Genomic DNA, 24,492 nt, shown 5'->3' on the forward strand with positions numbered 1-24,492 from the left:
CCAGTTCTGAGCATACGCGCACGTCAGCGCCAACGACAGAGCCCCGCACGGCAGTTGCCGAACGGGGCGTATTGCTGTCCGTGCGGGGCGCTACGGGGCCCGTAGCTCGTCCTCGGGGGTTGGTCCCGCGCCGAGCTTCACCGCGTGGTCAGGGCAGGCGTAGAGGGTCGCTCCGGGGCCGCTGTTGCTCTGTATCCAGCGGACGGGGATCGGGGCGCGCGTGACGGTCTTGCACTCGATGCAGAGCGCGACGTGTCCCGCGAGGACTTCCGGGAACAGGTCGTCGGCGGTCATGCTGCCACCCGCTCACGGCGCACGAGACTGCCGAGCGGCATCGTCGGGTGGTCGTAGTCCACGCCGATCCGGGCGAACGCTGCGGCGTAGCTCCGCTCCCGCTGCGGGGCGGGCAGGTACCGCATGTGCTCGTCGTGGAAGATTTCGCGTACCTCCCGCGCTGACGGTGCGGTCCAGGGGCGGGACCAGGGCGAGGCGGGGGCGGGTACGGGCGGGGGAACGGGTTGCTCGGCAGTGTGCCGACCATTGGCAGGCAGCAGCAGCCGCAGCGCCCAAAGCAGGGCACGGGCGATAGAGTCACGCATGTCGTTTCAGCTCCCTAAAGCTGTTTCGGCAAGCCCCGATGGACCGGTCCTAAGCGGTCTGTCGGGGCGCTCTCAGTTCTGAAGGTAACGACTCCTACATACACCTGTCCATGCACAGGGGTAGACAGGTGCATCTATGCCTCTATGTGTAGGGGTGGGTACGGTCCCCCCGTGATGGAGTTCGACCCGACGCAACCGAAGTGGCAGCAGATCGCGGACGCGGTGAGGCAGCGCATTGCCAGCGGCCAATACCCCGCCCGGCACCTGGTTTCCGAAGTACAGCTGGAGAACGAATTCGGCGTGGCTCGAACAACGGTCCGCAAGGCGACGGCGGCCCTGCGGGATGAGGGCTTGATCATCACTACCCCCGGCATGGGCTCTTTCGTGCGCGACCGCAGCCAGGACGAGCGCCAGGACGCGCAGTAGCCCCGCCCGCGCGCCACGGGGGCAGCACACGGACGGGGCCGGTATGGGTGTGCGGTCGGTCAGTGGGGCGCGGAAGTGGACGCGCGCAGATCAGAGAGACGCCGCTGATACATCGGCCCGATGGCGTGCGCGCCCCTGGCCTTGCTCGGGGTGGCCTGTTCGATCAGGTGGTGGGAGACCGCCCGAAGGTGAGCGGCCCACGCGATCACGTGCTGTTGCGCCGTGCGCCCGCATTCCTGCGGTTCACCTGGGAGACACAGCGGGAGTTGCGGTCCGAGCTTGTTGGCAGCGTGCCGGACGTACCGAGCGATGGTGAGCCATTCATCCTCACTCCTCCGAACAGCGTTGCTCTCACCTTCCCACCCCCACGGGCCGAAGTCGTCCCCGTGATCGTCCATGCGCGCGCTCCCTGGTATTCAGCGGATTAGACCGGTGCGGCGATCGTAGCGGCGCTCTCCGCCTCCCTGGGGTCGCAGTGCCCGACCGAGGGAACGCACGGACCACAGGGGCCGCACATGGGAAGGAACTGCGGAGGCGTGCACGACTGGACACCATCCCCGTGAACCGCTGTGATCTCGGCGGCCACGTCGGCCATTTGTGCGCCACCCCAGATATTCGAGATCGGCGTTTCCAGCACATTGCCGAGAGTCAGGAATCGACCGAGGACGCACGGCCACACATCGCCGGTCGGGCCGATCGCACATTTCTCGTGGGCGCAGTGCCCGCACAGATCAGCGATGGTCGGCGCGGCTCCCTTACTCGCCCGTCCGAATGCGCGGGTACGGTCTCCGCCGACCGTTTCGACACCGAGCACCGTAAGGTCCTGCGCCGCCTCCTGTACGCGCTGTCCGTCCCGCACAGCAACGACTCCACCCCGCAGCGGGATACCGAGTGCAAGCGCCTTTTGAACGTTGGCGCGCGTCTTCTTGTGTGCCCCTCGGAGTTGCGTCACTTGGTCGTGCTCCTCGGCGGTGTCCGAGTAGTACGACGTGGCGAGCTTGACGCCGTACTCCGTGAATGCGTCCCACAGTTCCGGGCGAATGTGGGTCATGTTCGAGAACACCTCGATACCGAGGCCCCGCCCGTGAGCGTGCTTGATCAGCGCGGGCAGGCTCGGGTAAAGCGTCGGCTCTCCCCCGATGAACTGAACGTCCATGGTGCCCATGTCGGCAAGCTGGTCAATCACGTTCAACCAGTCCCGCACCGTCATGGTTCCGTGCGTCCCTTTCGGTCCGCTGTCTGCGTAGCAGTGATCACAGAACTCGTTACAGAGTCCCGTGATCTCAAGCCATGCGAATAAGAGACGGTTTCCGGCAGCGCGCATTGTGCGTCTCCTTGCATCTGGGGTTTCTGGGAACCCGCCCCGGCCGCTCGACCTGTCCAGGGTTTCCACCACCGGGGCGGGATCTTGCCCCACCCCCGATAACTCGACCGTCCATGAGGAATCACCGGGAGTGGGAGTTGGAGCCCATCCCTCAAGGGCCTCTGCAATCAGCACGGGGGGAGCTGTGCGGAACCGAGAGGGGACGGGGGTTTATAGGCGGCCGGTAGCGGCCAGCGTCGGAATCGCCGTTGCCAGCGCGGCGACCGTGAAAACGAACACCGACCAACCGAACCGCCTTACGTACCTCACGAGTTATCCCGGATCGGTACGCAGTTCGGGCAGTCGTCGGGGTGGCGGCGGTTCGGCGGATGGGTCGGTCCGGGGAGATAGACCACGCCCCCGGCGACCGCCCCGCCGTACTGATCCCACCAGCCGGCCGGAGAGTCCGCGTACGGACTACCGGGACTGTCTATGAGGCTGACTAGCTTCGGGGGCGGGAGAGGCCGCGTACGGCGCTTCTGTGGCTTCACGGGAACGCTCATGCGTGCGCGTCCCCTAGGTGCAGCCGCAAGCGCACGTTGCAGTCGCTCACTCCGCTTGCGTTCCCGTTGGCCTGCGCCCGGTCTCGGTCGTGTGCGATCACGTCGCAACCGGCGCATCCCGGCATGGGCTTGGGGTCCGGGTCCAGCCTCACCGGGAGGTCTAGGGGCTTCTCCTGGGTCGTCCGCGTCTTGGTCGACATGGTCACCGTTCCGCTCGGTCCGTCTCGTCCGTTGCGTGTGATGCCTCAGAGAAACGCCACAGCGGGCCGCGCACCACAGCAGAAAGGCCGCACTCCTGCCGCACCCTGGCCGCACTGGATACGCTGACCAGGGCAGACGCCTTTCCCGAGAGGAGACCGGCCACGATGACCAGCAGGCGGCGGAGGTTGGCGGAGCGCCGGAAAGCGTGCGGGTACAACCAAGAGGAATTCGCGGAAGCGGTTGGCGCTGATCGCTCTACGGTCCAGCGCTGGGAAAGTGGAAAGACTGACCCGCAACCCTGGCAGCGACGGAAGATCGCAAAGGCATTGTCGGTCACGTCGGCGGAACTCGACGCGCTGCTAGTCCCGGACGCATACGCCCCACCAAAGTCGCGCACCGCTTGGCTTTCTGGCGCATCGCCAGATAGCGACGACGAATTCGATGCGCTCGAATTGGCACGGCGCGTCTCCGCTAGCGACGTGGGTAAGGAAACGCTAAGTCGCCTAGAGCACGCATTCGATGAACTGGCAATGAAATACCCCGTGTCACCGCCGCAAGACTTGCTTGAAAGAGTAAGGAAGCACTCCGCTTACGTCTCACATCTCATGGATGCGCGCATGACCCTTGCGGAACAGCGTCGCCTTTACGTGGTCGGTGGATGGTTCCAACTCTTGGGGGCGACGCTGCATATCGACCTGAACCAGGAACACGCGGCGACGGCTCGTTTGCAGACAGCGGCCACTCTTGCGCAGCACGCAGACCACCGCGAAATCGAAGCGTGGTGTTACGAGACTGACGCTTGGCGAGTGCTCACCGATGGTGACTACAAACGCGCACTAGAACTCTCCCAAATTGCACAGGAGTTGGCACCGGCCGGAACCTCGGCTGCAATCCAGGCAACAGCGCAGGAGGGGCGGGCGAGAGCGCGACTCGGGGAAGGGCCGGAAACGTACGCGGCCATTGAACGAGTGCAACACATGTCGGGCGCAATGGTTCCGCGCAAGGGCACCGAGCATCACTATCAGTACGACCCCGGTAAAGCGTTGGCCTACACAGCAACGACACTTGCATGGGTCGGAGATCCCGCAGCCGAGGACTACGCGCGACAGGTAATCGCGCGACTCGCCCCCGCTGACGATGTGGAGAAATGGCCGCGCCGGGTGGCGTCCGCGAACATTGATTTGGCGCTGGCACTGGTCGGCGGTGACCGGCTAGATGAGGCGTGCAACGCAGCACAGCGGGCCATCCTATCCGGCCGCATCGTTCCGTCGAATCACTGGCGTGCGCTGGAAGTCGTCAAGGCTGTTGAGCGGCGACAGCTCCCGGAAGCGTCAGACCTGCGAGAGGCGTACCAGGGATTGAAGGCACTCCCAAAGGGAGATTGAACGGCCCTCTCACACACCTGAGAACGCCAGGAACCCCCGCACCCGTCGCCCTGGCGTGGGTGACAAGTGCGGGGGTCTGCGTGGCGACGTGGGGTCAGTCCCACACGTCGGATTCGTCGTCGCTGGGTTCGGGTGCCGTAATCGCGGTGCGAGCGCTCGGCGAAAGGCCCAACTCCCGCACGTACCGCGCGAGTTGCACCCGGTACTGGCCTGCGATGGTGGTAGCGCCGTTCTTCTGCCACCCACGCTCGCCCCGGACGAGCAAGCCGTTCTCGGATAGCTCCCGCTCGCACTGGTCGATTCGCGCGGCAGAAATGCAGTAGTCCTTAAGGACAGTGGTGTCTACCTCGCCGATCCCGACCGCGAGTTTCAGCACGGGGACGACGCGCTGCCATTCGCGCGAGGCGACGGCACGGCAGCGGGAGTTCACCGCTTCCTGTTCCGGATCGCTCACGCTACGGAAGGTCTCGCGCCAATCCGGCTCGGCCAGTTCCGAGGGCGGTACGGATGCGCTTTGCGATACGGGGCGCTTTCCGGGGTTGCCCTCTCTGATCACTTGCAGGGCAGGTTTCTTGCGCCGTGGGTCGGCCAAGGTCGCTTCCTTTCGATATGCGGGCAGCGTTGCGGGCCCGCGCAAATGGCTTTAGCTGCGGTGAGAGTCTTTTGCCTCACTGCCGTGCGGCTGCGTGAGGGAGGGGGAGTGCCCGCCTGGTCAGAACGGCGGGCGTTCGTTCGCCTCGCGCCGTGAGCGTACTTCCGCCGCGAATCCGCCTGGTTGATGCCTCGCGGTCTCGCGGCTATGGCATGACGCACACAGCGGACGCAGTCTCTCGAATGCGTCTGGATTCGAAACCCCTTGAGCCAGCAGCGCTCGCCGACTCTCGGGAAAGTGGTCCGCGACATTCGCTGTCCGTCCGCACAGTACGCACCATGGATGGGCATACAGATAAGCGGCCCGAATACGTGGCCATTGACGCCCGTACGAACTGCCGCCCGGCGTGACGCGCATACGGTTCGCCTCGCGTTCATGCTTGGCGCAACGTCCGCCACGGGGCGTCAGCTCGGGGCATCCGGGGACCGAACACGGGGGCCGGGGTCTACGCGGCACGGGGGTTACTCCGCTGCGTTCTGAATGCGGACGTGCGCCGCTTCGACGGGGAACCCGAAAGTGACGCGCATGGTTCCCTTGACGGCCACGCGGTCGCTCGTGAAGAACACGGACTTGTCAACGTCGAGTCGCGTTCCCGTGCGGACGATGGTCAGCAGATCGGCCCGGCTCACGCCGTACACCGTGTCCGGCTGCACGAACGGCGACACGAACACGGGACGGCCAAGAATCTGCCGACGCCCCTCCATCGTCATATCCGTGTTGAGCAGACTGCGGTTTGAGTTGCTCTGATCCTTCAGCTTGGCGATATCCAGCGCCGTAGAGGAAGTCATCACCCACGCGGTAATGTTCCCGCCCGCAGCTTCCGAGACGGATATAGCCTCCTCGAAGGGGTCGAGGTTCGCATAGACCACCGGGGCATTTACCTTGGAAATCCCCTTAAGGGAGCCGAGCCCAGCGGGGTTAGGGTCGGTCAGCGCGTTCAGGAATGCGTTATCCACACTGTTGGATATCTGACGCGCAATGGAACGGCCGACCTGTTCCCCGGCGGACGGGGAACTGTCCTCCGCCATTTCGCGGCTGATGACGGTAAGCCCGGCGAACTTGGCGGGGCGGACCTTCTGCTCATCGAACTTCACATCGGACGGGGTGATCTCAGCACCCTCGGCGACCGCGCCAACGGTCACGTCCTCAGCGAGGATCGGAATGCGATAGGTGGTGCTCGCCGTGTTGACTACGGTGCCGAGCTTCATTGCGAGGGAGAGTTCCTTTACCGGCTTCTCCACAAGCGCCCCGTACTCGTCGGGAAGAATTCCCTGCACCCCGGGCGTGTTGGTGTAGATGGACATGCGTTTCTCCGTTTCGGTTTATGTTCATCGGCGTGTCGCCGCGTGTGGGATCTGATTCGGCGTGTCAGCCGCGCAGAGCAGCGGACCAGCCGGGAGCGTCGTCCTCGCCGTCCGAACCTCCCGCACCCGCGCCTACATCGCCCCAACCCGTCGGGCGGCTCGCCAGATTGGGCCGGTCGTTCAGCAGCGCTTCAACGGCGGACGTGACCTTTTCCGTATTCACGTCTCCGTCATCCGTGAGCAGATCGGAAAGCTGATGCTTGCCGAGGTCGAACAGGTCGGAGGGAACTTCCAGGCGCTGGGATGCCTGGTGGTTGATCTCTCGCAGCAGCATGGCGTCAATTCGCTTCTGTGCGGCTTCCAGTCGGCTGTTAGCTTCTTCCAGGGCCCGAGTTTCCGCCGTGCCTGTATCGGCGCTCTCGGTGTCGTGGGAAAGCTGTTCGGTGGTGTTCTCGTCGCTCATGTGTATGGGTCGCCACCCCTCGCCGGCTCACGGCCGGTAGATCGGGGGGCATTCCTTCCGTCATTGCATTCGGGCATGAAAAAGCCCCCGCGTATGGCACGTCAGGGGTTCATGGGTGGAGCTGTGAAGTTGTGGGCGAGGGGTGCGTTACGCGGTGACCCTTTCCGGGGACTTGATCAGCGCACGCGCGGCCATCTGCGTTGCCTGGTAAACGTCCGTGCGGCAGTCCGCCGAGCAGTACAGGGGACGACGCCCCCGCCCGACGTAGTGCAGTTCGTTCGAGCAGTCCGGATGAGCGCAGATGCCAGAACCTGTGTCCTCGGCGCGCTGCCGTGCGTCGGCCACGAGGTTGAGCGTTGTGCGCGCGGCGGCCTGATCGCCGTTCACGGCGTCCCGTGCGGCGCTCTCAGCGCGTCGCAGCAGCGCGCAGACCTCTATGTGTCGTGTGGTGTCCATCGTGCCTCTCAGGTGGGTTCAGGGGTCATGAAGCCGATTCGGTCTCTACGGGAGAGCGGCAGTCCCGCAGTGCTCCCGGCAGCGGTGGACCCCTTCGCTGGTTGATGCCCCTTCGGGCTTGCCATCAGTAGGGACCGAAGGTGTTCCGAAAAACTGTTCAGCAAGGATGAAATGCGAATTGGATACGCCCCACGAGACGGCGGGGGCAGAGGAAGGGAGGGTGTCGGGGTGACGACAGAGACCCCGTTCTCTCTTCTCTCTAGGTTTTTCTTGGCTACCCCGAAAAGTGTCGAAGTTCGACACCCTCAACACCTTTTCGCCTCCCGCTGTCCAGCGGCCCCACCTGTGGGCGATCCGGCGAGGGCTCCGCGCGCCCGCGTACGGGCAGCAGAAAGCCCCGGCGGTCCGCGAGGACTACCGGGGCGCTCTGAGGGCTGTTCGGGCGCTACGCGGCGACCAGTACGCGGACGGGCTCGGCGACCGTGGCGGGCTCGACCAGGCGCACGCTCGCGTCCTCGGTCGGCTCGTCTCCGCGCGTCTCGGATTCCAGCGCCGATGCCTCACCCGCGAGGGCTTCCGCGGCAGGGTCCAGCTCGCCGGACATGGTGAACGTGACGCGCCGTACGTCGAGCTTGCGCCACCCGCCGGGGGTGCCTCGCCGCACGTCCAGCCGCACACCCGCTTCAATGAGCATCGCGCGCCGTCCCGCCGTGTCCTTCTCGGCCCACTCGTCCGCGAACGTCCTTCCCGTGTTCGTCACGATGCGCTGCGGCTCGGTCTTCTCCCGGGTCTCCAGCTCGGCTATCCGGTTGTCGAGTGCGTCCGCGCGCTTCTGCCACTCGGCCGCAGCGTGCTTGGACTTCTGGCGGCCCTTCTGTTCCTGGTGCTCGGCGAACTCGGCGATAGTGGCGCGCAGCTCGGGCCCGGGGTCGTACCCGGGGATCGTCACGACGTGCGTTGTCTGTACGGACCCCATCAGCCGCAGGAACTCGGCGGTCACGTACTCGTCGGCCCAATCGCCCCGGATGTTGGCGGACTTCTCGCACTTGAACCCGCGCGAGTACGGGTTGCACTTGTACGTAGGGTGCTGGTTCTTCTTGCTGTCCTGCTTGTTCAGGTACATGCGCCCGCCGCACGAGTCGCAGTGAATGACCCGCAACAGCAGCGCGTCCGTGTCCTTCCGGTCCCCGTTGTCAATGCTCCGCTCGTCCAGAACCGCGCCGATGCGGTCGAACTCCTCGCGGGTCATGATCGGCTGTGTGGTCGCCATGATCGGGTTGCCCTCGGCGTCCCGGACGGGCTTGCCCTTGTGCATCTTCCAGCCGAGCAATGATTCGTTACGCAGCATCCGCGTAATGACCGCCGGGTTCCACAGGAACGCGTCCTTAACGAGCCCCTTGACTCCGCCGGTCTTCCCGCCCTTCTTGCGGCCCTTCTTCACGGCCCAGTGATCGCGCGGGCTCGGGATGCTGTCGGCGTTGAGACCCACGGCGATAGCCGAAACGGTCGCCCCCTCCAACAGCTCACGGACGATCCGTTCAATGACCTTGACCGCGTCGGGGTCCGGTACGAGCGTCCAGCCGATCCCGCCGAACTCTGCGGGCATGGGGGCGGGCATGTAGCCGTACGGGGGGCGACCGCCACCGCGCCACCGCAGCGCCATATTCCGGATGGCAGCCATGACCCCGGTAACACGGTCGCTGATGCTCTGCGCCTCCACCTGAGCGGCGAAGGCGAACATGGTCATCTGCAATTCCGCCATCGGGTCCATCGGATCGCGGAAATCAAAGACCAGCTTGCCCCCGCCGATGCCCTCGGCGAACACGAGCACCTTTCGGTGCTTGCGGGCCCACTCGGCCAGCTTGTGCATGTCCGCCATGGACCGGATAGCGCGATCGAACCTCCACCAAACAAGAGCCTCGAATTCATCGGGGCGGGCAAGCCACTGACCTAGGGCGGGACGGTCAAAGGGGCTGATCTTGGAAGCGGAAACGTCAAGGTCCACCGCTTCGCGGAGCTGATCACCCTCGCCGAAGCTGATGTTGTGCGCGGCTGCCGCTAGGTCGTCGGCTTCGCGCTGCCGCTCGGGGCTGGTGGTCTCGTCGGTGAGCACGGACAGGCGGACACACCGCACGCCCCGAAGGGTCTCGGTGTAGACCGTGCCCGCGAGGGGGTTCCGGGGTGCATGGGTCATGCCCCCTGTAGGGACCGAAGGGGTTCCGGTCTCGGTACCGGGCTTGACCAGCGTCGATGCACCCACGACAACACTCCAGAACTACTAGTTCCGTGTGTTGGGAGATCACGACGTCATCGACGACTGGAACACCAGCGCCGCCTGGCAGGAGCGGATTCGCGCCACCCCCTGGTGGCACGAGCGGATCATCAGCGGGCTCATGTCGTACTGGGTCCACCAGCATCTGGGCAACCTCTCCCCCGCCGAACTGGCCACCGACCCCGTGTACGCGGCGGTGCGGGCCTCGCCCGACGGCACCGAGGCACTGCGCCGCTTCGCGGCCGAGACCGACGCCGACCCCACCCGCACCCGCTGGAGCTACCAGCGTGTTTTCGGCCGAGTACGGCTGCTGATGGTGGACACCCGCGCGGCCCGCGTCCTGGCCGAGCAGGAGCGCGCGATGCTCGACCCCGAAGCGGACCGCTGGCTGCGGGACGAGGTTCTGGGCGACCCGGCTTCATACGATCACCTCCTGATCGGCAGCTCCCTGCCGTGGCTTCTGCCCCCGCTCGTCCACGAGACGGAACGCTGGAGCGCCGCCCTGTGCGCGGGCGTGCGCGGGAAGCGCTGGGCCCGGTTCGGCGAGAAGCTGCGCCGGGCGTCCGACCTGGAGCATTGGGCCGCCTTCCCGGATTCCTTCGACCGGTTCACGGAACTGCTGCGGGAGGCCGGAAGCGGGCCGGACGCCCCGGCGACGGTATGCGTGCTCTCGGGTGATGTGCACCACGCCTACATCGCCGAGCCCCGATGGTCCGCCACCGGCGCCACGAGCGCACCGCGGGCCCGCGTCCTTCAGCTGACCTGCTCCCCGACGCACAACGCGGTCCCCCGCCCGCTCCGCACCGCCTTCCGCTTCGGCTGGAGCCGGACGGGTCGGCACCTCGGCCGTCTGCTGGCACGCCACGGCCGTACGCAAGCGTCACCGGTGACCTGGGGCAGAGCCGGTGGCCCCTGGTTCGGTAACCAGCTCATGACGCTGACGTTGCGTGGCCGGAAGTCTGCGCTGACGTTGGCGCAGGCCACAGCAACCAGACGAGGAGCGCAGCTGGAGACGGTTCTTGAGCGTTCACTCACCCCTGAGGATGAGTCGACTTTCAGCCACTCGCCACAATGTTGAACTTGCAAGTACTAGTGAGGTTTCCCTAACCTGAGGCACCCAGTCGGTTCCCGTCCCCACCTCGACCGAAGGAGCCCGCCCCCCATGCTCATCCGCCTGAACCATGCCCAGCCCTACGCGCTCAGCCTCTTCCGCTTCGTGATCGGCCTGCTCTTCGCCTGCCACGGCGTCTCCTCACTCTTCGGAGTGCTCGGCGGCAACCAGGTGGAGACCGGCGCCTGGCCCGGCTGGTACGCCGCCCTGATCCAGCTGGTCTGCGGCGTTCTCGTCGCCCTCGGCCTCGGCACCCGCGCCGCCGCCTTCCTCGCCTCGGGCTCGATGGCCTACGCCTACTTCAAGGTGCATCAGCCCGACGGGCTGATGCCGATCGAGAACGGCGGCGGACTGTCGGCGCTGTTCTGCTGGGCGTTCCTGCTCCTGGTCTTCACCGGACCGGGCGCCGTGGCGCTGGATCGCCTCTTCGGCGCGCGGAGCGCCGAGAATCCGACCGGGGACGCGTCCCGACGCGAAGACGCCTCGGCCGTCGCGGCCTGACCCGCCGCCAGGCCCGACCGCACGCCTGACGGCCCGATACGACGGGTGGCCCTCACCTCTTGCCCCGGAGGACGAGGGCCATCGACGTACGGCAGGCAGACCAGGCACAGCAGCACGGGCGGGCCCCTCCTCAGCCCCGCCCCGCCCCCATCAGCCCCGCCCCGCCCCCATGGGACCGAACGGCACCGTGAAGCAGGCCGCCCGCTCCCCCGCACCACCCTGCCGGTCGTGAATGATCACCGACCCCGCTCCGCCCTCGCGGAATCCCCAGCGGTGCCGGGCCTCGGCCCGCCCGGCACCGTCCGCGTCGGTCCGGAAGTCCAGCCACACCTCGTTGACCGGGTCCGCCGTCGCCGACGGACGGTGCTGGTAGTGCGGCCCGGCCGCGGCGGGATCGGCGCCGCACGGGGAGGTGTGCACGTGCATCCCGTACGCACGGTTCGGCACGAGCCCCCGCAGCCGGGCGGTGACCCGGGTACCGGCCCCGCCCGCGTACTCCGTGACCTCGATCCGCGCGCCCGCCGGCACCAGAGCGGTGTCGTACGTCAGAGCCTCGGACGGGACGAAGGAGCCGGGCGGCGAGAACACTCCCGCGGCCCGCATCCAGAAGCCGCCGCCCCGCGTGACGGCCTCGTCGGAGGGACCCGGGCCGCCGCCCGCCGGGACCACGGCCGCGGACCCCACCCCATGGGCGCCATGCGCGCCGGACGCTCCGTCATCCCCCGCACCGTGGGCGACGCCGAACCCACCGGCCAGCGCCAGCAGGGCCAACGCCCCGGCCAGCACGGCGGGGGCCCGCAGAACGCCCCGAGCCCCCGGCGCCCCCGGCAACGCACCGCCCGCCCGCGATGCCGTCCGCCACGCACCCGAATTCGAGTGCGCCGCCCCGCTCCCCGTCCGTACGATCCATGCCGTCGTGTGCTCCGACTGCTTCATGTGCTTCGTGTGCTTCATGTGCTGTACTGCTCCTCGCTCGCGTCGGCCGCTCCCCCCCCCCCCCCCCGCCTAACGGCACAAGGCCCGCCAGGTGTACGTGAGGTGCACAACATCACCCGCCCTGGTCGATGGCCGGAGAACCCCCACGCGTACGCTGTACAGCTGAACCTGCCGCCCCTGCCGCTCCCCTGCGACGTCGCGGCGTTGACACGACCGGGGAGTAGTAGACGGTGCTAGAGAGTGTGGGCGCGCTGACCAGCAGCCCATGGATCTACGCGGTGGTCGCCCTCTCCGTACTCCTGGACGTTTTCCTCCCCCTCCTGCCCAGCGGCGTACTCGTGATCACGGCCGCCACGGCGGCGGCCGCGGGCTCCACCACCGTCAGCGGCGCCGGGGAGGGCACCTCCGGGCAGGTGCCCTCGCTGATCGCGCTGATCCTGTGCGCGACCACCGCTTCGGTGCTCGGTGACCTCGTCGCGTACCGGCTCGCCTGGCGCGGGGGCGACCGGCTGGACCGGGCCATCGCCCGCTCGCGACGCCTCACCACCGCGCAGGAACGTCTCGGCGCAGCGCTGAGCCGGGGCGGCGGGGCACTGGTCGTCATCGCCCGGTTCGCTCCGGCGGGCCGGTCCGTGGTCTCCCTGGGCGCGGGAGCGGCGCGCCGCAGGGTGCGGGACTTCCTGCCCTGGTCCGCACTGGCAGGCCTGGCCTGGGCCTGCTACAGCGTGGGCCTGGGCTACTTCGGCGGCCGGTGGCTGGGCTCGACCTGGTTCGGCACGGCGGTTTCCGTGCTGGCCCTGTTCATGGCGGGCGCGCTGGCCGCGTTCGTGGTCAAGCGCCCGACGGTGGCGCGGGCCACCGCGGAGGCGGCGACGGGGGCAGCGGGGGCCGTGAAGTACCTGACGGCCGAGGGGACGGTTCCACCACCGTCACCGAAGGCGGCGGACGCGGCGAACGCTTCGAAGGCAGCGGACTCGGCGAAGGCAACGAAGACAGCAGAATCACCGGAGGCAGTGCTAGCGCCGAACGCCCCCGCCCCGAAGGCAACTCCCGCTGCGGTCGTGCCCGCGCCCAACCCGTCCCAGGTCTCGGTACCGACGCCCGCGTCCGCCCCGGGCCCCGGCCCCGTGACCGTACCGGCCCAGCTACCGGCACCGACGCCCGTCACCCCCTGAGCGGCGGCCGCCCGGCCCCGGACTGCGTCTCTCAGCGGCGGGCCGCCGCCCCGCGTATCTCCAAACCATCGAGCAGCTTCATCGTCGCTGCGGTGATCTCGTCGACGGCGCGGTCGAAGACCTCCCGGTTGTGCGCGGCGGGCGCGCGGAATCCGGAGACCTTGCGTACGTACTGAAGGGCGGCGGCCCGCACGTCCTCCTCGGTGGCCTCTTCGGGGAGGGCGGGCGGGCGGAGCGTCTTGATGCTGCGGCACATGTCTCCAGTGTGGACCGCACCACTGACAACGGACACCGGACACTGAACGTCCGGGCACCGGCCGCTGAACGCCCGGGACGCCGGACGCCCGCCGCCCCGCCCACCGGGCCCCCGCCCGGACGGGTTCAGCCGTTCCGGACCGAGTCACTCGGATTCGACCGGTCCGTGCACAGGGCCCAGATGACGAAGACGTCGATGGCGATGGTGACGAGGGCCCAGACCGGCGTGTACGGGAGCCACATGAAGTTGGCGATCAGGTTCAGCGCGGCGAGCGCGATACCCACGCCCCGGGCCCAGGTGGCGCCCGAAAGGATGCCCCAGCCCACGAAGATGAGGATCACGCCGAGGACGAGGTGGATCCAGCCCCACGAAGTCACGTTGAACTTGAAGACGTAGTCGTTGATCCGCGTGTACACGTCGTTGGAGGCGATCCCCGCGATGCCCTTCAGCACTCCGAGGATGCCGTCCACGAAGAGGAGGACACCGGCGAACACCGTTCCCCCCGCCGCCCACGCACTGCCGGACCCTCCACCCGGGCGCGGGTCGGCGGGGCGCGGGGTGCCGGGGGTGGGCTCACTGGGCTGCGACATGAGGACTCCTTAGCCGGAACAGGCGCGGGCGCCTGCTGTCCTGACCTGCCCTGGTGGTGCGTGCAGATCAGCTCCGACATTCCTCCCGGCCCCAGGGGGCAGCCACCTGGACACACCCGTACGGGTGATACGTCACGGCGCATTGACCTGGACGACGCGCCCCTGGGCGTCGACGGTGAGGGCCACGCGCTCCACACGGTTGACCAGGGACACCCCGGCCCAGACAAGCCCCCAGACCAGGCACGAGAAGACGGTGAGGATGGCGTGCAGCACATGGTTCACCGGCTGCCCGCGCACCAGCACCACCTGGCTCCCGGACCGCGACTCGACCCGCCACCCGCCGGCGATGCGCCGGCTCACCACCCAGTCCAGGATCAGCGCACGCTGCGCGGCATCGGGGGGCTCACCCGCGGCGGTGTAATAGCCGGGAGGCGGCTCGATCGATGCGCTCTCGGGCGCCGTTCGACGACGCTTCACGGGATCACCGCCATGTGTCGCCTCACGGGACCACCCCTATGTGTCGCCTCACGGGACCACCCCACATGACGCACCGCATCCCACGTGTCGCGCGTCAGGGGATCATCCCCACGTATCGAGGTCGCCGCCGCGCCATTCGATCAGCTCGGGCCGGTCCAGCTCGACGACGGCCTCGTCCGGCCCCGGAGCGAGCCCCGCGGCCCGCAGCATTGCGGCCACCTCACCCCGTCCGTGCGCCAGCCCCACGATCTGCCCGTGCACAGTCACCCGCCGCCCCCCGGTCGTGGACGGCGGGTGAACGATGACAGGCGGGTGCTCGGCCATGCCTCCACGGTGCCCCGGCCGCTGCGCGCGCGCATCCCGGGAGGCGGAAACGCGTACGGAACCGGGCTGGCACAACCCGGCGTCCGCTCTTTCGTACGATCATGAAATCCGACGCCCGACGGAGGACGCGCCGATGACGGCAACGGCTGCCCGCTACCTGTACATCACGCGCCACGGTGAGGCGTCGTCGGACGAGAGCGCGTTGACGGCGAACGGCCGCCGCCAGGCCGCGCTGCTCGGGGAGCGGCTCGGCACGGTGCCCCTCACGGCAGTCCACCACGGCCCGCTTGCCCGCGCGGAGCAGACGGCACGGCTGATCGGCGAGCAGCTCACCAACGTACCGCTGCTGCGGTCCGAACCGGCCGGCGACTACATTCCTTACCTACCCCGCCGCGAGGAGTTGCCCCCGGAGTCGGCGGACGCGACGCTCGCACGTCTGGCAGGTTTCCCGGCGGAGGAACGCGAGAAGGGCCCGGAGCTGGCCGAGGAGGCCCTGGCACGGTTCACCGGCCCAGTGGAGGGGGACGAGCCCCGCCACCATCTCCTCGTCACCCACAACTTCCTGGTCGGCTGGCTCGTACGGGCAGCGCTCGACGCCCCGAAGTGGCGATGGCTGAGCATCAACCACGCCAACGCGGCACTGACCGTCATCCGTTACGCCCCCGACCGCCCCGCGTCCGTCCTCCTGTTCAACGACACCGGCCACCTCCCGAGGGACCTGCGCTGGACCGGCTTCCCGCCCGAACTGCACGTCTGAGAACGGCACTGGTCAGCTACGCATCATCGACAGGAGCGACGCATGCGTCTCGGCGTCCGCAGCGGCGACGAGACCGCGGCCCGCCGGCCCGAGCGGAGCCCCGTCGACTCCGGTGACGACGCATCCAGCAGCCCGGCAGAGGGCGATGCCCGCGGCGAAGTGCACGCTCTCGCGCAGGTCACCGCCATCGGTGACGTACGCGGCACGCTTGCCCGCCGCGACCCAGGCGAGCGCGAGGGTGGTGGACACGACCCGGGGACGGAAGCGCTCGACAAAGGCGGGGTGGGCGAGGAGGTCCACGGCCCTGAACCCCGGCGCGCCAGGAAAGGGCGGGTCCAGGTTCACATCCACAAGCCGGTTGTCCGAGGCAGGGACCAAGACCTCACCGCCATCGCCCGCCCCCTCATCCCTCTGCCGCCGAAGGCGGGCGGCCGTCCCATCAGTGAAGAAGACCTCACCCCCGAACGGATCGGCCACCGCGGCCGGACCGTCGCGCAGGGCCACGTTGACGGCGACGAGCAGGGAGCCGACGGCGTAGTTGAGCGTGCCGCACAGGGGGTCCACCAACCACTCGCGCCCCGCACCGACCGCGCCCCGCCGACCGCCCTCCTCCCCGTGCACCGCGTCCTCGGGCCGGGCGGCACGGATGACGGCGAGGATCGCTTCCTCGGCCGCGAGGTCCGCGTCGGTGGCGAAGTCCCCAGCGCCCTTGTCGATACGGGTGAGGCGGCGTCCGTACCGGGCACGCACAGCCTCCGCACCGGCGAGCGCGGCGGCGACGGCAACGTCGGAATCGGCGCAGGCAGGACTGACGACTGACTCGATCATGACACGCAGAGTAGAGGACGGCGCTTCCTTCACAGTGCCGAATCTCCATGCCGAAGGATCCATGTGCCGAAGGAGCCAGGCCGAAGCGCCAGGCCCTGAGCAGCAGGCCCCGAGCGCCGGGCCTGAGCGCCAGGTCCTGAGCAGTACGGCCTGACCACTACGGCCTGTATCTCGGCCAGGCTCTGCCCCATGAAGTGCCCTTTCGCTGCACGTCATCCGCTCCCATCATCGCGGGCCCAGCCCGGCCCTCCCGCCCCCTTACCTCGGGAGTAATCGACGCGCCGCCCCTCCCCCGGCAGCATCGACCACACCGACGAGAGAGACCCCACGACAAGAGGCACACCAACAGCAGGAAGGCCCGCATGCCCACCACATCCCCCGCCGACGCCACCCGGGCGGTCGTCCAGAAGTTCCTCGCCGCCCGACTGGCCGGAGACACCGAGGCGTTCACCGCGCTCTTCGCCGACAAGGTCGACTGGCAGCTGGCCGACAATCCGACGGTCCCCTGGATTCGCCCACGCTCCACGCCCGCCGAATGCGCGGCCCAGTTCGGGGAGTTGATGGAGCATACGGTCCCCGAGGAGGCCCGGACCTCCGTCGACACCTTCCTCGTGGACGGCGCCGACGCCGTACTGATGGGGCACTTGTCGGGGACCGTACGCGCGACGGGCAGGTCCTTCGAGGGCCCGTTCGCGCTGCGGCTCACCGTCGAGAACGGCCGGATCACCCGGCACCACCTCTACGAGAACAGCCTGTCGATCGCGGAGGCGGTGAGCGACCGGAGGGCCGCTTGATCACCGGTAGCCTCCGGAGAGTCGGCATGCCCGGATCAGGCTTCACCCTCGCCCAGGGCCGTATGCGGCCGGCCGAGGCGACCTTCTCATAGCCCTGCGCCTCGTACTCGACGCCCTGGAGCATGCGGGTGGACACCAAAGGCCCCCAACCATGATCAGTTGGGGGCCTTCGTGTCTGGTGGGCGCGGACGGTTTCGAACCGCCGACATCTGCTTTGTAAGAACCCGTAGACCGATGGCGAGAGAATCCGAGACGTTCCGAGAACTTCCGAGCATCGCTCTCACTTGCGGAAACAGGAACTTCCGAGAACTTCCGAGACCACCCGAGCGGGGTTTGTGGCATCCATGTGGCATCGATGCGGCATCCGCCCTCACGAAACAGCCCGTAGCGGGCGGCCCTTGACCAGGGCAGCACGCACTTCCTCCACCAACTCCGGCCCAGCGTGCTGGTACAACCACGTCACCCGACCCCCACGCTCGTGGCCCATGATGACCTGGACGTCCTTCTCCGGGACCCCGGCATCCTTCAACCTCGTGGCGAACGTGTGCCGCAAGTCGTGCACACGCGGCCAGTACTCCGTGCGGCCGGTCTCCTCGTTCTTCACCAGCCGGGCCAGGCCAGCGTCCTTGATGGCCGGGATCCAGTGCCGGCGGAAGTTCGGCCGGGTGAGCGGCCCGCCGTTCGGGCCGCGGAAGATGAGCTCTTCGCGGCGCAGGTCTTCACCATCGCCGATGGGCGTCTCGGTAGTGGCCGGCGACCACTTGTCGAGCATGGTCTGCACGGCGGCGACAGCAGCCGGGGTGAGTGGAACGGTGCGAAATCCGGCACGGGACTTCGGCGCCATCTTCCGCCGGATCTTCCCCCGGTCGTCGATGAGAACTTCCTTCACCTTCACCGTGGCGCTGCCGAGGTCCACGTTGCAGGCCCGCAGGCCCGTGTACTCACCCCATCGCATCCCGGTCTCCTCCGCGAACACTACAAGGGGGAGGTAGTACTCATCGAGCTGTTCGCGAATCAGGGCGCACTGCGCCGCGGTCGGCGGGATCAGCTCGTCGGGGTGCCGGGCCGGGGCCGGGGACACCTCGATGTCGGTGCAGGGGTTCACGCTGATGCGCCGGTCGCGGAGCGCGGCGACCATCATGTGCCGCAGCAGCTCCAGCACCTTCTTCTGCGTGGCGTGGCCCTTGACCTCGTTGCTGATCCAGTCCTGCACCTGGAGCCAGGTGATCGTGTTGAGCTTGCGCTTGCCCCACTTCGGCTGGACGTGCACGGTCCAGGCGCTGAGCTTGCGGTTCTTCGTGGTGACGGACTTGACCTTCACGGTCGGCCACCAGATCGCGTACCAGTCATCCACGGTGATCGCGCCGCGCTTCGGGTCCTGGTAGGTCCCCTCGCGCACCTGGGTGCGCACCTTGTCCAGGTGGGCCGTGGCTTCCTTCTGGGTGGGGAACACGGGACCGCACTGCTTGCCGTCGGGGTCCCGGTAGCGGGCCTGCCAGCTGCCGATGCAGTCGCGCCGACTCTTCCGCTCGCCGTACTTGTCGGCGGGGTAGTGCTCGATGCAGGCCTTGCAGCCGCAGCCCTTCTCTCGAAGCTGTCGCGGGTTGTTCGTGGCTCTACGCGCCATGAGGCGCCGCCTGAGTCCGCAGGAAAAGGACAGCGTCCGCGCGCGAGGGCAGCGTCTTCTGCTTCTGCACTCCCTCTGGCGTGCGGTACCTGGCCCGCCACCGGCCCAGACAACCATCCCGGCCCGGCCGATCTCCGTACTGTGCGGGCGGGTAGTCCTCGATGCAGTCGACGCATCCGCACGTACGGCTGCCGACTTGGTAGAGATCGCCTCTAGACATGCTTCATCACCTGCTCGTCACTCCTTCGCTGCTGGGGTACGCGGGGGCTCAGGTCGAGCGGCTCCCCGCAGAAACAGCGTGCACCGAACCGGGCCTGTGGCACTGCGAGTTCGGAGAGAATCGCCCGTGCGGCGGTGACCGTGTGTTCGCGGTCAAGGTCGGGAGGGAGGGCGATGGTCTGGGTTACGGCGTCGAACAGCGGAGCCGTGCCGATCTTGGCGAAACGAACGCGAATGCACATGCGGACCCCCGGATACGCAGGCGAGATGGGAACCTGCGGCCGAAGGGGGAGGGCGACGGCCGTGCGAACGACCGTACCCCTGAGTCGTTGAGAATGCGACCACTGTTACAGAAGCTGACGACCCGTTATGAGCAGGGAGTGACGGACTCCATTTAGAGGAGACTCACGACAGCGCGGAACGGTTGTACTCGTTCAGCGCGCGGAGCTCCAGCTCCTTGATCTCCTGCTGCTCTGCCGTGAGCCCCCGGAAAAGCTCAAGGAGGCGCTCCTCAGCGGTGCGGCTGAGCGGACCAGGGGTCTTCCGGCCGGCGGCGGCGAAGACCTGGTCCTCGGTGAACTTGGGGTACGCCGCGGCGAGGGCACGTAGGGCGTCCGGGCGGGGCTGCCGTTTCCGGTGGACCCAGGTGTTGACGGTGGAGACGGACACACCGATAGCCGTCGCGATCTGGCTGTCGTTCACGCCGTACTCGTCCTTCAGGCGCGCGAGCAGCTGAGCGAGGTCTTCGGTGGGGGTCGCGTCGTCTGTTGCCACGGCACTAAGGGTGCCCTTTGATCTCTACTTTTCGCAAGTAAAAGTAGAAGCATGGCGGGTTATCACACGGCGCGTGACCTCCCCGCCACGCCCCGGCGTGCTGACATATGACTCCACCATAGAACGCGCATTCGAATCACGTGACACGTCTCGGAAGTTCTCGGAAGTTCCCGTTGACACGACTGCGACAGCGACTGTAGAACTGTCGCAGCGCCTCGAAACGAGGAGCCCACCCGCACCGAACAGCCCGAGGTACCCATGCCCAAGGTGCTCCGCAACGACGAAGGCCAGCCACTCCGCGACGCACTGAAGCGGCAGCAGCTCACCCTCGACGAGCTCTCCGAGAAGACGAAGGCGGTCGACCCGGAGGGGCGAGGCGTCAGCCCGGCCACGATCGCCCGGCTCACCGGCCGCGGCACCACGGCCCGGGAGCGCACAGAGCTCCGCACGGCATGGCTCATCACCGAGGCCCTCGATGACCGCATGCACGCCTTGTTCAGTCGCATGCCCACACATTCGACAGTGACAGTAGAAAGGTCAAGCTCCGATGCCGAAGAAGAGTGAACGCGTCTCCACCCTCCCGGCCGGGCTCGTGCCCCTCCTGAACCAGCGCGCGATCGAGACGTACTACGGCGTCTCCGACTGGCAGGTCCTCCAGTGGATCAAGGCCGGTATGCCCACGGTCCCGTTCCCGGGCCGTCAGCGCCGGTTCGACCTCGCTGAGGTCCAGGCGTGGATGGCGGAGCAGGACGCGGACTCGTCCGCGCGGCTCGTCGCCGCGTCCGCCTGACCCACCACGTAAAGCGGGGCCGCCGGACGCGCATCCGAACGACCCCGACGACGCCTCACCAACGAGAGAGACGAGGACATCGTGTCTGTACAGAGTATCCGTCCGACGGATCTGCCTGCCGGTCACCGGCGAACGGTCCACGTGGACGTGACGATCCCCCGCCCGACGACGGTGCCCGCCGTTTTCCGGGCTGCGGCCCGGCTGCTCGCGGCGAACGGCCACTACCAGGGCGACTACCTGCCCGACCCGTTCGACCGGGAGATGTGCATCCCGCACTTCCTGCGTCCGCTGTCGATCGTGGCTGCGCTGCGGTGTGTGGTGTCGGGTGACCCGCACGAGACGTCGCTGCTGTCCGACAGGGCGATCAGCGTGTTGGCGCTGCGCCTGGAGGTGAACGGCGAGGGCCCGTTCTGGGGCGACATCTTCTCGCTGGAGTTCCACATCGCGGCGTGGGGTGACGTCGAGGGGCGTACGACGGAGTGCGCGGTCGCGGTTCTGTACGCGGCGGCTGACGCTACGGCGGTGTCCCTGTGAACGCGAAGCGGGTGAACGCGGCGGCCGGGGTGATCCTGGCGGCGCAGAAGCAGCGGCAGACGGCGGCGGGGATCGCGGCGGCGTTGGAGGCTGCGGGGCTGCTCCAGTCGCCGGAGTCGGCGGCCTCTCCGTGGGAGCGGGCGGTGGCCGGGCTGAACGCCCTGGTCGACGCGGACGTGATCTTCCACGTGGAGCCGGACGGGCACATCTCCGCGCCGTTCAGCGACGAGCACATCGAGTGGGACCTGAAGGCGAAGCGCTGGGTCCTCACCCACGACGAGGACGAGGAACTGCCCCCACTGCCCTCCGACGCGGCCGAGCGTGCGGCGGTGGACCGGTCGATCATCGACCAGTTCCCGGCGACCGCCGCCGACCGCTGGAACGCCCTGCACCCCGTGGGCACACCGGTCACGGCGTATCCCGGATGCCGTCCCGAGGACGACTCGAAGTGCACCCGGCTCGTGACCCGCACCCGCAGCGCGGCGTCCGTTCTCGGCGGGCACACGGCCGTCGTCTGGGTGGACGGGCACAGCTCCTGCATCAGCCTCACTCACGTCGACCCGCGCCCGGGCGGTGCCTCGTGAGCGGCTGGCAGATCGTCGCTGGTTCCACCGTCGCGTACGCCCTGTGCGCCATCGCCCTCGTGGTCGTGATCGACGGCCACCACCCCCTGACTCATCTCGCTGAGCTGCTGCACCGCCTCGGAGGCCACCGGTGAACGACGACCTGACGCCCGAGGACGGGCCGACCCCCGACGAACTGGCGATGGCGGAGGACGGTTTCACGTCCGCTGCCCGGTGGATGCCGTCGCAGATGCGACACCCCTCGTACGCCGCGACCCGCGCGTACCTCGCCACCAACCCGATGCCGAGGCAGACCCGGAGGACGGCATGACCGGCTCCTGCCCGACCTGCCGCCGCACGTTCGAAGACTGCACCTGCACCGGAGGCACCCGATGACTGGACCCGAGCACTACCGCGAGGCCGAGCGCCTCCTGAAGGACGAGTACCGCACGGCACAGAGCATCGCCGACGCGCAGGTGCACGCCACCCTCGCGCTCGCCGCCGCGACCGCGATGAACGACGCCCAGGAGGGCCTGCCCGTATCTGAGTGGAACGACTGGCGGGCCACTGTCGGGCGGGAGGCCTCCCGTGGGTGACACGTTCGGCGGCGAGTACCGCCGCCCCCGCGCCGACGGTGTCGGCCGCAACCAGCGCGAACTCCAGGACCGGGCGTCCTACGACTGCGACGGCCCCGTCGGCGTCGGCTGCGTCATCGCCCTCCCCATCAGCGCCGCCATGTGGTGGGGCCTGTACGAGGCCGCGCAGGCGATCGGGGTGATCGCGTGACGAACACCGCGCTGGCCGGGGCTTCGGCCCCGGCCGCCGGCCGCCGTGTCACCCCGACCGGCCGCCTCATCCTCCCCGCCGACGCCGACCACGCCGCCTGGCTCACCGCCCGCCGCAACGGTCTCGGCTCCTCCGACATGGCCGCCGTCCTCGGCATCAGCCGCTATGGCAACGCCCTCTCCGTCTACCACGACAAAACTGGCGGTCTCCCCCTCGAAGGCGACGACTCGGAGCCCGCCCTGTGGGGTCGGGCCATCGAGGACACCGTCGCCCGGGAGTGGGCCCGCCGTAACCGGTCCGTCGTGCGCCGTGTCGGGCTCGTCGCGAACGTCGACCGCCCGTGGCAGATGTGCACCCTTGACCGGCGTGTCCTCGAATGCCCGCTCGCCGACGGCCGCGAAAGGTGCGCCGTCGAGATCAAGTGCCGGGCCGCGTTCAAGGCCGGGCAGTGGCGCACCGGGTGCCCGGACGACGTCCTCGCCCAGACCCTGTGGCAGGCCGACGTCTGCGGCTACGACCACATCCACGTCGGTGTCCTCATCGGCGGTAACGACTACCGGCAGTTCGTCGTCCGGACGTCCGAGCACGAGCAGCTCATCGCGGACCTGCGGGCCGCCGGGGCGCGGGCGTGGCAGCAGATCACCGACCGCCGCCCGCCGATCCTCCCGCACGACGCCGACCCCGACGTCCTCCTGGACTTGTACGAGCAGCTGCACCACGACCGGGCAGGTGTCGTCGCGATCGACCGTGACGGTGACGCCCAGGACGCCCTGTCCGACTACCTCGACGCCGCGAACGACGAGCGCGAGGCAAAGGCCCGGAAGAAGACGGCACTGGCCGGTCTCGTCGGCGCCCTCGGCGCGGGCGACACCGCCGTGCAGGGCGACCGGGTGGCGTTCTCCTACGACCTGACGACCCGCGAGCACGTCGACCGCGAGCGGCTACGCGAGGAGTTCCCCAACGCCTACGCGGCGTGCGTGGAGGACCGGCCGTCGCGCCGCATCAACATCCCGAAGACCGTCCGAGAGGCGCACCAGGCATGACGACTCTTGCTGAGCGGGCGGCGGCTGCGGCCGGCCGACCCGACACCACCACCGTCCCGGCGCCCGAGGAGTACACGCTCCCCGAGGTCACCGAGCAGGCCCCGGCCGTCGACCCGATGGCCAACTACGAGCCGGGCGACGACGACCCGGACATGATCCCCGTCCACCTCGCCTGGCTCCGTGTCCGGAAGGACATCCGCGGCATCGCGAAGGGCGAGGAGTACAACGACGGATACACCCGCTACAACTTCCGCGGGGTGGACGCTACCGTCATGGCCTTCGCCCCTGTCACCATGCGCCACGGCGTCAACGTCATCCCTCACCAGGTCAACGCCACGTACCGGGACACGAAGACCGCCAAGGGCAAGGCCACCCGCGAGTGCACCGCCACGATCACGTGGCACATCATCGGGCCGCGCGGCGACGTCCTCGTCGCCCAGTCACAGGGGGAGGCGCTCGACTCCGGCGACAAGGGGTCGGCCAAGGCTCAGTCCGTGGCGCTTCGGGTGCTTCTCCTCAACGGTGGTCTGGTGCCGACCGGCGACCCGGACCCCGGGCACACGGACATCGACCGCGGCGAGTCGTCCGTCCGGTCCGCCGTCTCCTACCTCGACGAGGTTTGCAACCCGTCGACCAGTGCCGGACGGCTGCGGCAGATCCACTTCGAGTTGAAGCAGAGCCAGCAGCTGGGCGCGCTCGTCACCAACGAGGTCGGTGATGAGGAGGCCATCGGCGAGATGGTCGTCCGCATCGGCAAGGAGCGCGCGGGCGGTGAGGCGTGAT

32 protein-coding genes and 1 pseudogene are annotated in these 24,492 nt (G+C 68.4%); 17 read left to right on the plus strand and 16 right to left on the minus strand.

Annotated elements, in window-relative coordinates; genetic code table 11:
* Nucleotides 1-90 precede the first annotated feature (90 nt).
* Nucleotides 91-294, minus strand: coding sequence for a hypothetical protein (locus ACZ5WC_RS02615; RefSeq protein WP_468539105.1), 204 nt, complete (start codon nucleotides 292-294; stop codon nucleotides 91-93).
* Entirely contained in the window at nucleotides 291-599 is a 309-nt protein-coding gene (locus tag ACZ5WC_RS02620) for a hypothetical protein (RefSeq protein ID WP_468539106.1), read from the minus strand. Before ACZ5WC_RS02620 ends, ACZ5WC_RS02615 begins: the two co-directional genes overlap by 4 nt.
* Before the next feature lie 174 nt (nucleotides 600-773).
* Between ACZ5WC_RS02620 and ACZ5WC_RS02625 the strand changes: the two genes are divergently transcribed.
* Nucleotides 774-1,025 carry a GntR family transcriptional regulator gene (locus ACZ5WC_RS02625; RefSeq protein WP_468539401.1) on the plus strand — a complete coding sequence of 84 codons (252 nt, stop codon included), beginning with the start codon at nucleotides 774-776 and terminating at the stop codon, nucleotides 1,023-1,025.
* A 424-nt stretch (nucleotides 1,026-1,449) separates the two neighbouring features.
* Here the strand turns inward: ACZ5WC_RS02625 and ACZ5WC_RS02630 are convergent, their stop codons facing one another.
* On the minus strand, nucleotides 1,450-2,349 hold the full coding sequence (locus tag ACZ5WC_RS02630; RefSeq protein ID WP_468539107.1) for a radical SAM/SPASM domain-containing protein: 900 nt from the start codon (nucleotides 2,347-2,349) through the stop codon (nucleotides 1,450-1,452).
* Nucleotides 2,350-3,256: 907 nt separating this feature from the next.
* On the opposite strand from ACZ5WC_RS02630, the gene ACZ5WC_RS02635 reads away from it, so the two are divergent.
* Entirely contained in the window at nucleotides 3,257-4,477 is a 1,221-nt protein-coding gene (locus ACZ5WC_RS02635; RefSeq protein WP_468539108.1) for a helix-turn-helix transcriptional regulator, read from the plus strand.
* Nucleotides 4,478-4,571: 94 nt separating this feature from the next.
* Here the strand turns inward: ACZ5WC_RS02635 and ACZ5WC_RS02640 are convergent, their stop codons facing one another.
* From ACZ5WC_RS02640 to ACZ5WC_RS02660, 5 genes are all read right to left on the minus strand, one after another.
* Nucleotides 4,572-5,069 carry a phage terminase small subunit P27 family gene (locus ACZ5WC_RS02640; RefSeq protein ID WP_468539109.1) on the minus strand — a complete coding sequence of 166 codons (498 nt, stop codon included), beginning with the start codon at nucleotides 5,067-5,069 and terminating at the stop codon, nucleotides 4,572-4,574.
* Nucleotides 5,070-5,590: 521 nt separating this feature from the next.
* Entirely contained in the window at nucleotides 5,591-6,433 is an 843-nt protein-coding gene (locus ACZ5WC_RS02645) for a phage major capsid protein (protein WP_468539110.1), read from the minus strand.
* 64 nt (nucleotides 6,434-6,497) lie between these two features.
* Nucleotides 6,498-6,896 (minus strand): hypothetical protein, encoded by a 399-nt coding sequence (locus ACZ5WC_RS02650; protein WP_468539111.1) that lies wholly within the window; start codon nucleotides 6,894-6,896, stop codon nucleotides 6,498-6,500.
* Between the two features lie 147 nt (nucleotides 6,897-7,043).
* Nucleotides 7,044-7,352, minus strand: a complete 309-nt coding sequence (locus tag ACZ5WC_RS02655) for a hypothetical protein (protein ID WP_468539112.1) — start codon at nucleotides 7,350-7,352, stop codon at nucleotides 7,044-7,046.
* A 445-nt stretch (nucleotides 7,353-7,797) separates the two neighbouring features.
* On the minus strand, nucleotides 7,798-9,546 hold the full coding sequence (locus tag ACZ5WC_RS02660; protein WP_468539113.1) for a recombinase family protein: 1,749 nt from the start codon (nucleotides 9,544-9,546) through the stop codon (nucleotides 7,798-7,800).
* 94 nt (nucleotides 9,547-9,640) lie between these two features.
* Here ACZ5WC_RS02660 and ACZ5WC_RS02665 point away from each other — a divergent pair.
* Nucleotides 9,641-10,702, plus strand: a pseudogene (locus ACZ5WC_RS02665) (metallophosphoesterase family protein); the annotation flags it as partial.
* Between the two features lie 84 nt (nucleotides 10,703-10,786).
* Complete coding sequence (locus ACZ5WC_RS02670) at nucleotides 10,787-11,236, plus strand: DoxX family protein (protein WP_468539114.1); 450 nt, start codon at nucleotides 10,787-10,789, stop codon at nucleotides 11,234-11,236.
* A gap of 150 nt (nucleotides 11,237-11,386) precedes the next feature.
* Here ACZ5WC_RS02670 and ACZ5WC_RS02675 read toward each other — a convergent pair whose 3' ends face one another.
* Nucleotides 11,387-12,022, minus strand: a complete 636-nt coding sequence (locus ACZ5WC_RS02675) for a superoxide dismutase family protein (protein ID WP_468539402.1) — start codon at nucleotides 12,020-12,022, stop codon at nucleotides 11,387-11,389.
* Between the two features lie 380 nt (nucleotides 12,023-12,402).
* On the opposite strand from ACZ5WC_RS02675, the gene ACZ5WC_RS02680 reads away from it, so the two are divergent.
* On the plus strand, nucleotides 12,403-13,347 hold the full coding sequence (locus tag ACZ5WC_RS02680) for a DedA family protein (protein WP_468539115.1): 945 nt from the start codon (nucleotides 12,403-12,405) through the stop codon (nucleotides 13,345-13,347).
* Between the two features lie 31 nt (nucleotides 13,348-13,378).
* On the opposite strand, the gene ACZ5WC_RS02685 is transcribed toward ACZ5WC_RS02680, so the two are convergent.
* The 4 genes from ACZ5WC_RS02685 to ACZ5WC_RS02700 form a co-directional block, all read right to left on the minus strand.
* The gene (locus tag ACZ5WC_RS02685; RefSeq protein ID WP_468539116.1) at nucleotides 13,379-13,603 is read right to left on the minus strand and encodes a DUF2277 domain-containing protein; all 225 of its coding nucleotides are present in this window, start codon (nucleotides 13,601-13,603) and stop codon (nucleotides 13,379-13,381) included.
* A gap of 125 nt (nucleotides 13,604-13,728) precedes the next feature.
* Nucleotides 13,729-14,193 (minus strand): DUF7144 family membrane protein, encoded by a 465-nt coding sequence (locus ACZ5WC_RS02690; RefSeq protein ID WP_468539117.1) that lies wholly within the window; start codon nucleotides 14,191-14,193, stop codon nucleotides 13,729-13,731.
* Nucleotides 14,194-14,325: 132 nt separating this feature from the next.
* Nucleotides 14,326-14,670: a DUF8108 domain-containing protein gene (locus ACZ5WC_RS02695; protein WP_468539118.1), complete on the minus strand. Its 345-nt coding sequence runs from the start codon at nucleotides 14,668-14,670 to the stop codon at nucleotides 14,326-14,328.
* 102 nt (nucleotides 14,671-14,772) lie between these two features.
* Nucleotides 14,773-14,994 carry a hypothetical protein gene (locus ACZ5WC_RS02700; protein WP_468539119.1) on the minus strand — a complete coding sequence of 74 codons (222 nt, stop codon included), beginning with the start codon at nucleotides 14,992-14,994 and terminating at the stop codon, nucleotides 14,773-14,775.
* A gap of 133 nt (nucleotides 14,995-15,127) precedes the next feature.
* Between ACZ5WC_RS02700 and ACZ5WC_RS02705 the strand changes: the two genes are divergently transcribed.
* Nucleotides 15,128-15,751, plus strand: coding sequence for a histidine phosphatase family protein (locus ACZ5WC_RS02705; protein ID WP_468539120.1), 624 nt, complete (start codon nucleotides 15,128-15,130; stop codon nucleotides 15,749-15,751).
* A 12-nt stretch (nucleotides 15,752-15,763) separates the two neighbouring features.
* Here the strand turns inward: ACZ5WC_RS02705 and ACZ5WC_RS02710 are convergent, their stop codons facing one another.
* Entirely contained in the window at nucleotides 15,764-16,579 is an 816-nt protein-coding gene (locus ACZ5WC_RS02710; RefSeq protein ID WP_468539121.1) for an inositol monophosphatase family protein, read from the minus strand.
* A gap of 362 nt (nucleotides 16,580-16,941) precedes the next feature.
* On the opposite strand from ACZ5WC_RS02710, the gene ACZ5WC_RS02715 reads away from it, so the two are divergent.
* Entirely contained in the window at nucleotides 16,942-17,373 is a 432-nt protein-coding gene (locus ACZ5WC_RS02715; protein WP_468539122.1) for a nuclear transport factor 2 family protein, read from the plus strand.
* Between the two features lie 370 nt (nucleotides 17,374-17,743).
* Here ACZ5WC_RS02715 and ACZ5WC_RS02720 read toward each other — a convergent pair whose 3' ends face one another.
* Both ACZ5WC_RS02720 and ACZ5WC_RS02725 read right to left on the minus strand, forming a co-directional pair.
* Nucleotides 17,744-19,000, minus strand: coding sequence for a tyrosine-type recombinase/integrase (locus ACZ5WC_RS02720; RefSeq protein WP_468539123.1), 1,257 nt, complete (start codon nucleotides 18,998-19,000; stop codon nucleotides 17,744-17,746).
* A gap of 624 nt (nucleotides 19,001-19,624) precedes the next feature.
* Nucleotides 19,625-19,993 (minus strand): helix-turn-helix domain-containing protein, encoded by a 369-nt coding sequence (locus tag ACZ5WC_RS02725; protein WP_468539124.1) that lies wholly within the window; start codon nucleotides 19,991-19,993, stop codon nucleotides 19,625-19,627.
* A gap of 258 nt (nucleotides 19,994-20,251) precedes the next feature.
* Here ACZ5WC_RS02725 and ACZ5WC_RS02730 point away from each other — a divergent pair, with 258 nt between their 5' ends.
* The 10 genes from ACZ5WC_RS02730 (at nucleotide 20,252) to ACZ5WC_RS02775 (ending at nucleotide 24,491) form a co-directional block, all read left to right on the plus strand.
* A complete protein-coding gene (locus tag ACZ5WC_RS02730; RefSeq protein ID WP_468539125.1) occupies nucleotides 20,252-20,557 on the plus strand; it encodes an XRE family transcriptional regulator in 306 nt (101 codons plus the stop codon).
* The gene (locus tag ACZ5WC_RS02735) at nucleotides 20,541-20,783 is read left to right on the plus strand and encodes a helix-turn-helix transcriptional regulator (protein ID WP_468539126.1); all 243 of its coding nucleotides are present in this window, start codon (nucleotides 20,541-20,543) and stop codon (nucleotides 20,781-20,783) included. Before ACZ5WC_RS02730 ends, ACZ5WC_RS02735 begins: the two co-directional genes overlap by 17 nt.
* A 147-nt stretch (nucleotides 20,784-20,930) precedes the next feature.
* Nucleotides 20,931-21,317, plus strand: coding sequence for a DUF6197 family protein (locus ACZ5WC_RS02740; protein WP_468539127.1), 387 nt, complete (start codon nucleotides 20,931-20,933; stop codon nucleotides 21,315-21,317).
* Nucleotides 21,314-21,901: a hypothetical protein gene (locus tag ACZ5WC_RS02745; RefSeq protein WP_468539128.1), complete on the plus strand. Its 588-nt coding sequence runs from the start codon at nucleotides 21,314-21,316 to the stop codon at nucleotides 21,899-21,901. Before ACZ5WC_RS02740 ends, ACZ5WC_RS02745 begins: the two co-directional genes overlap by 4 nt.
* Complete coding sequence (locus ACZ5WC_RS02750; RefSeq protein WP_468539129.1) at nucleotides 21,898-22,035, plus strand: hypothetical protein; 138 nt, start codon at nucleotides 21,898-21,900, stop codon at nucleotides 22,033-22,035. Before ACZ5WC_RS02745 ends, ACZ5WC_RS02750 begins: the two co-directional genes overlap by 4 nt.
* Nucleotides 22,032-22,211, plus strand: coding sequence for a hypothetical protein (locus ACZ5WC_RS02755; RefSeq protein WP_468539130.1), 180 nt, complete (start codon nucleotides 22,032-22,034; stop codon nucleotides 22,209-22,211). The genes ACZ5WC_RS02750 and ACZ5WC_RS02755 overlap by 4 nt, the downstream gene beginning before the upstream one ends.
* A gap of 61 nt (nucleotides 22,212-22,272) precedes the next feature.
* Nucleotides 22,273-22,476: a hypothetical protein gene (locus ACZ5WC_RS02760; RefSeq protein ID WP_468539131.1), complete on the plus strand. Its 204-nt coding sequence runs from the start codon at nucleotides 22,273-22,275 to the stop codon at nucleotides 22,474-22,476.
* The gene (locus ACZ5WC_RS02765) at nucleotides 22,469-22,666 is read left to right on the plus strand and encodes a hypothetical protein (RefSeq protein ID WP_468539132.1); all 198 of its coding nucleotides are present in this window, start codon (nucleotides 22,469-22,471) and stop codon (nucleotides 22,664-22,666) included. The genes ACZ5WC_RS02760 and ACZ5WC_RS02765 overlap by 8 nt, the downstream gene beginning before the upstream one ends.
* Nucleotides 22,663-23,709 (plus strand): YqaJ viral recombinase family nuclease, encoded by a 1,047-nt coding sequence (locus tag ACZ5WC_RS02770; protein WP_468539133.1) that lies wholly within the window; start codon nucleotides 22,663-22,665, stop codon nucleotides 23,707-23,709. The genes ACZ5WC_RS02765 and ACZ5WC_RS02770 overlap by 4 nt, the downstream gene beginning before the upstream one ends.
* A complete protein-coding gene (locus ACZ5WC_RS02775) occupies nucleotides 23,706-24,491 on the plus strand; it encodes an ERF family protein (protein WP_468539134.1) in 786 nt (261 codons plus the stop codon). Before ACZ5WC_RS02770 ends, ACZ5WC_RS02775 begins: the two co-directional genes overlap by 4 nt.
* The last annotated feature ends 1 nt before the right edge of the window (nucleotide 24,492 follow it).

Source organism: Streptomyces sp. NPDC033165, from assembly GCF_055577965.1.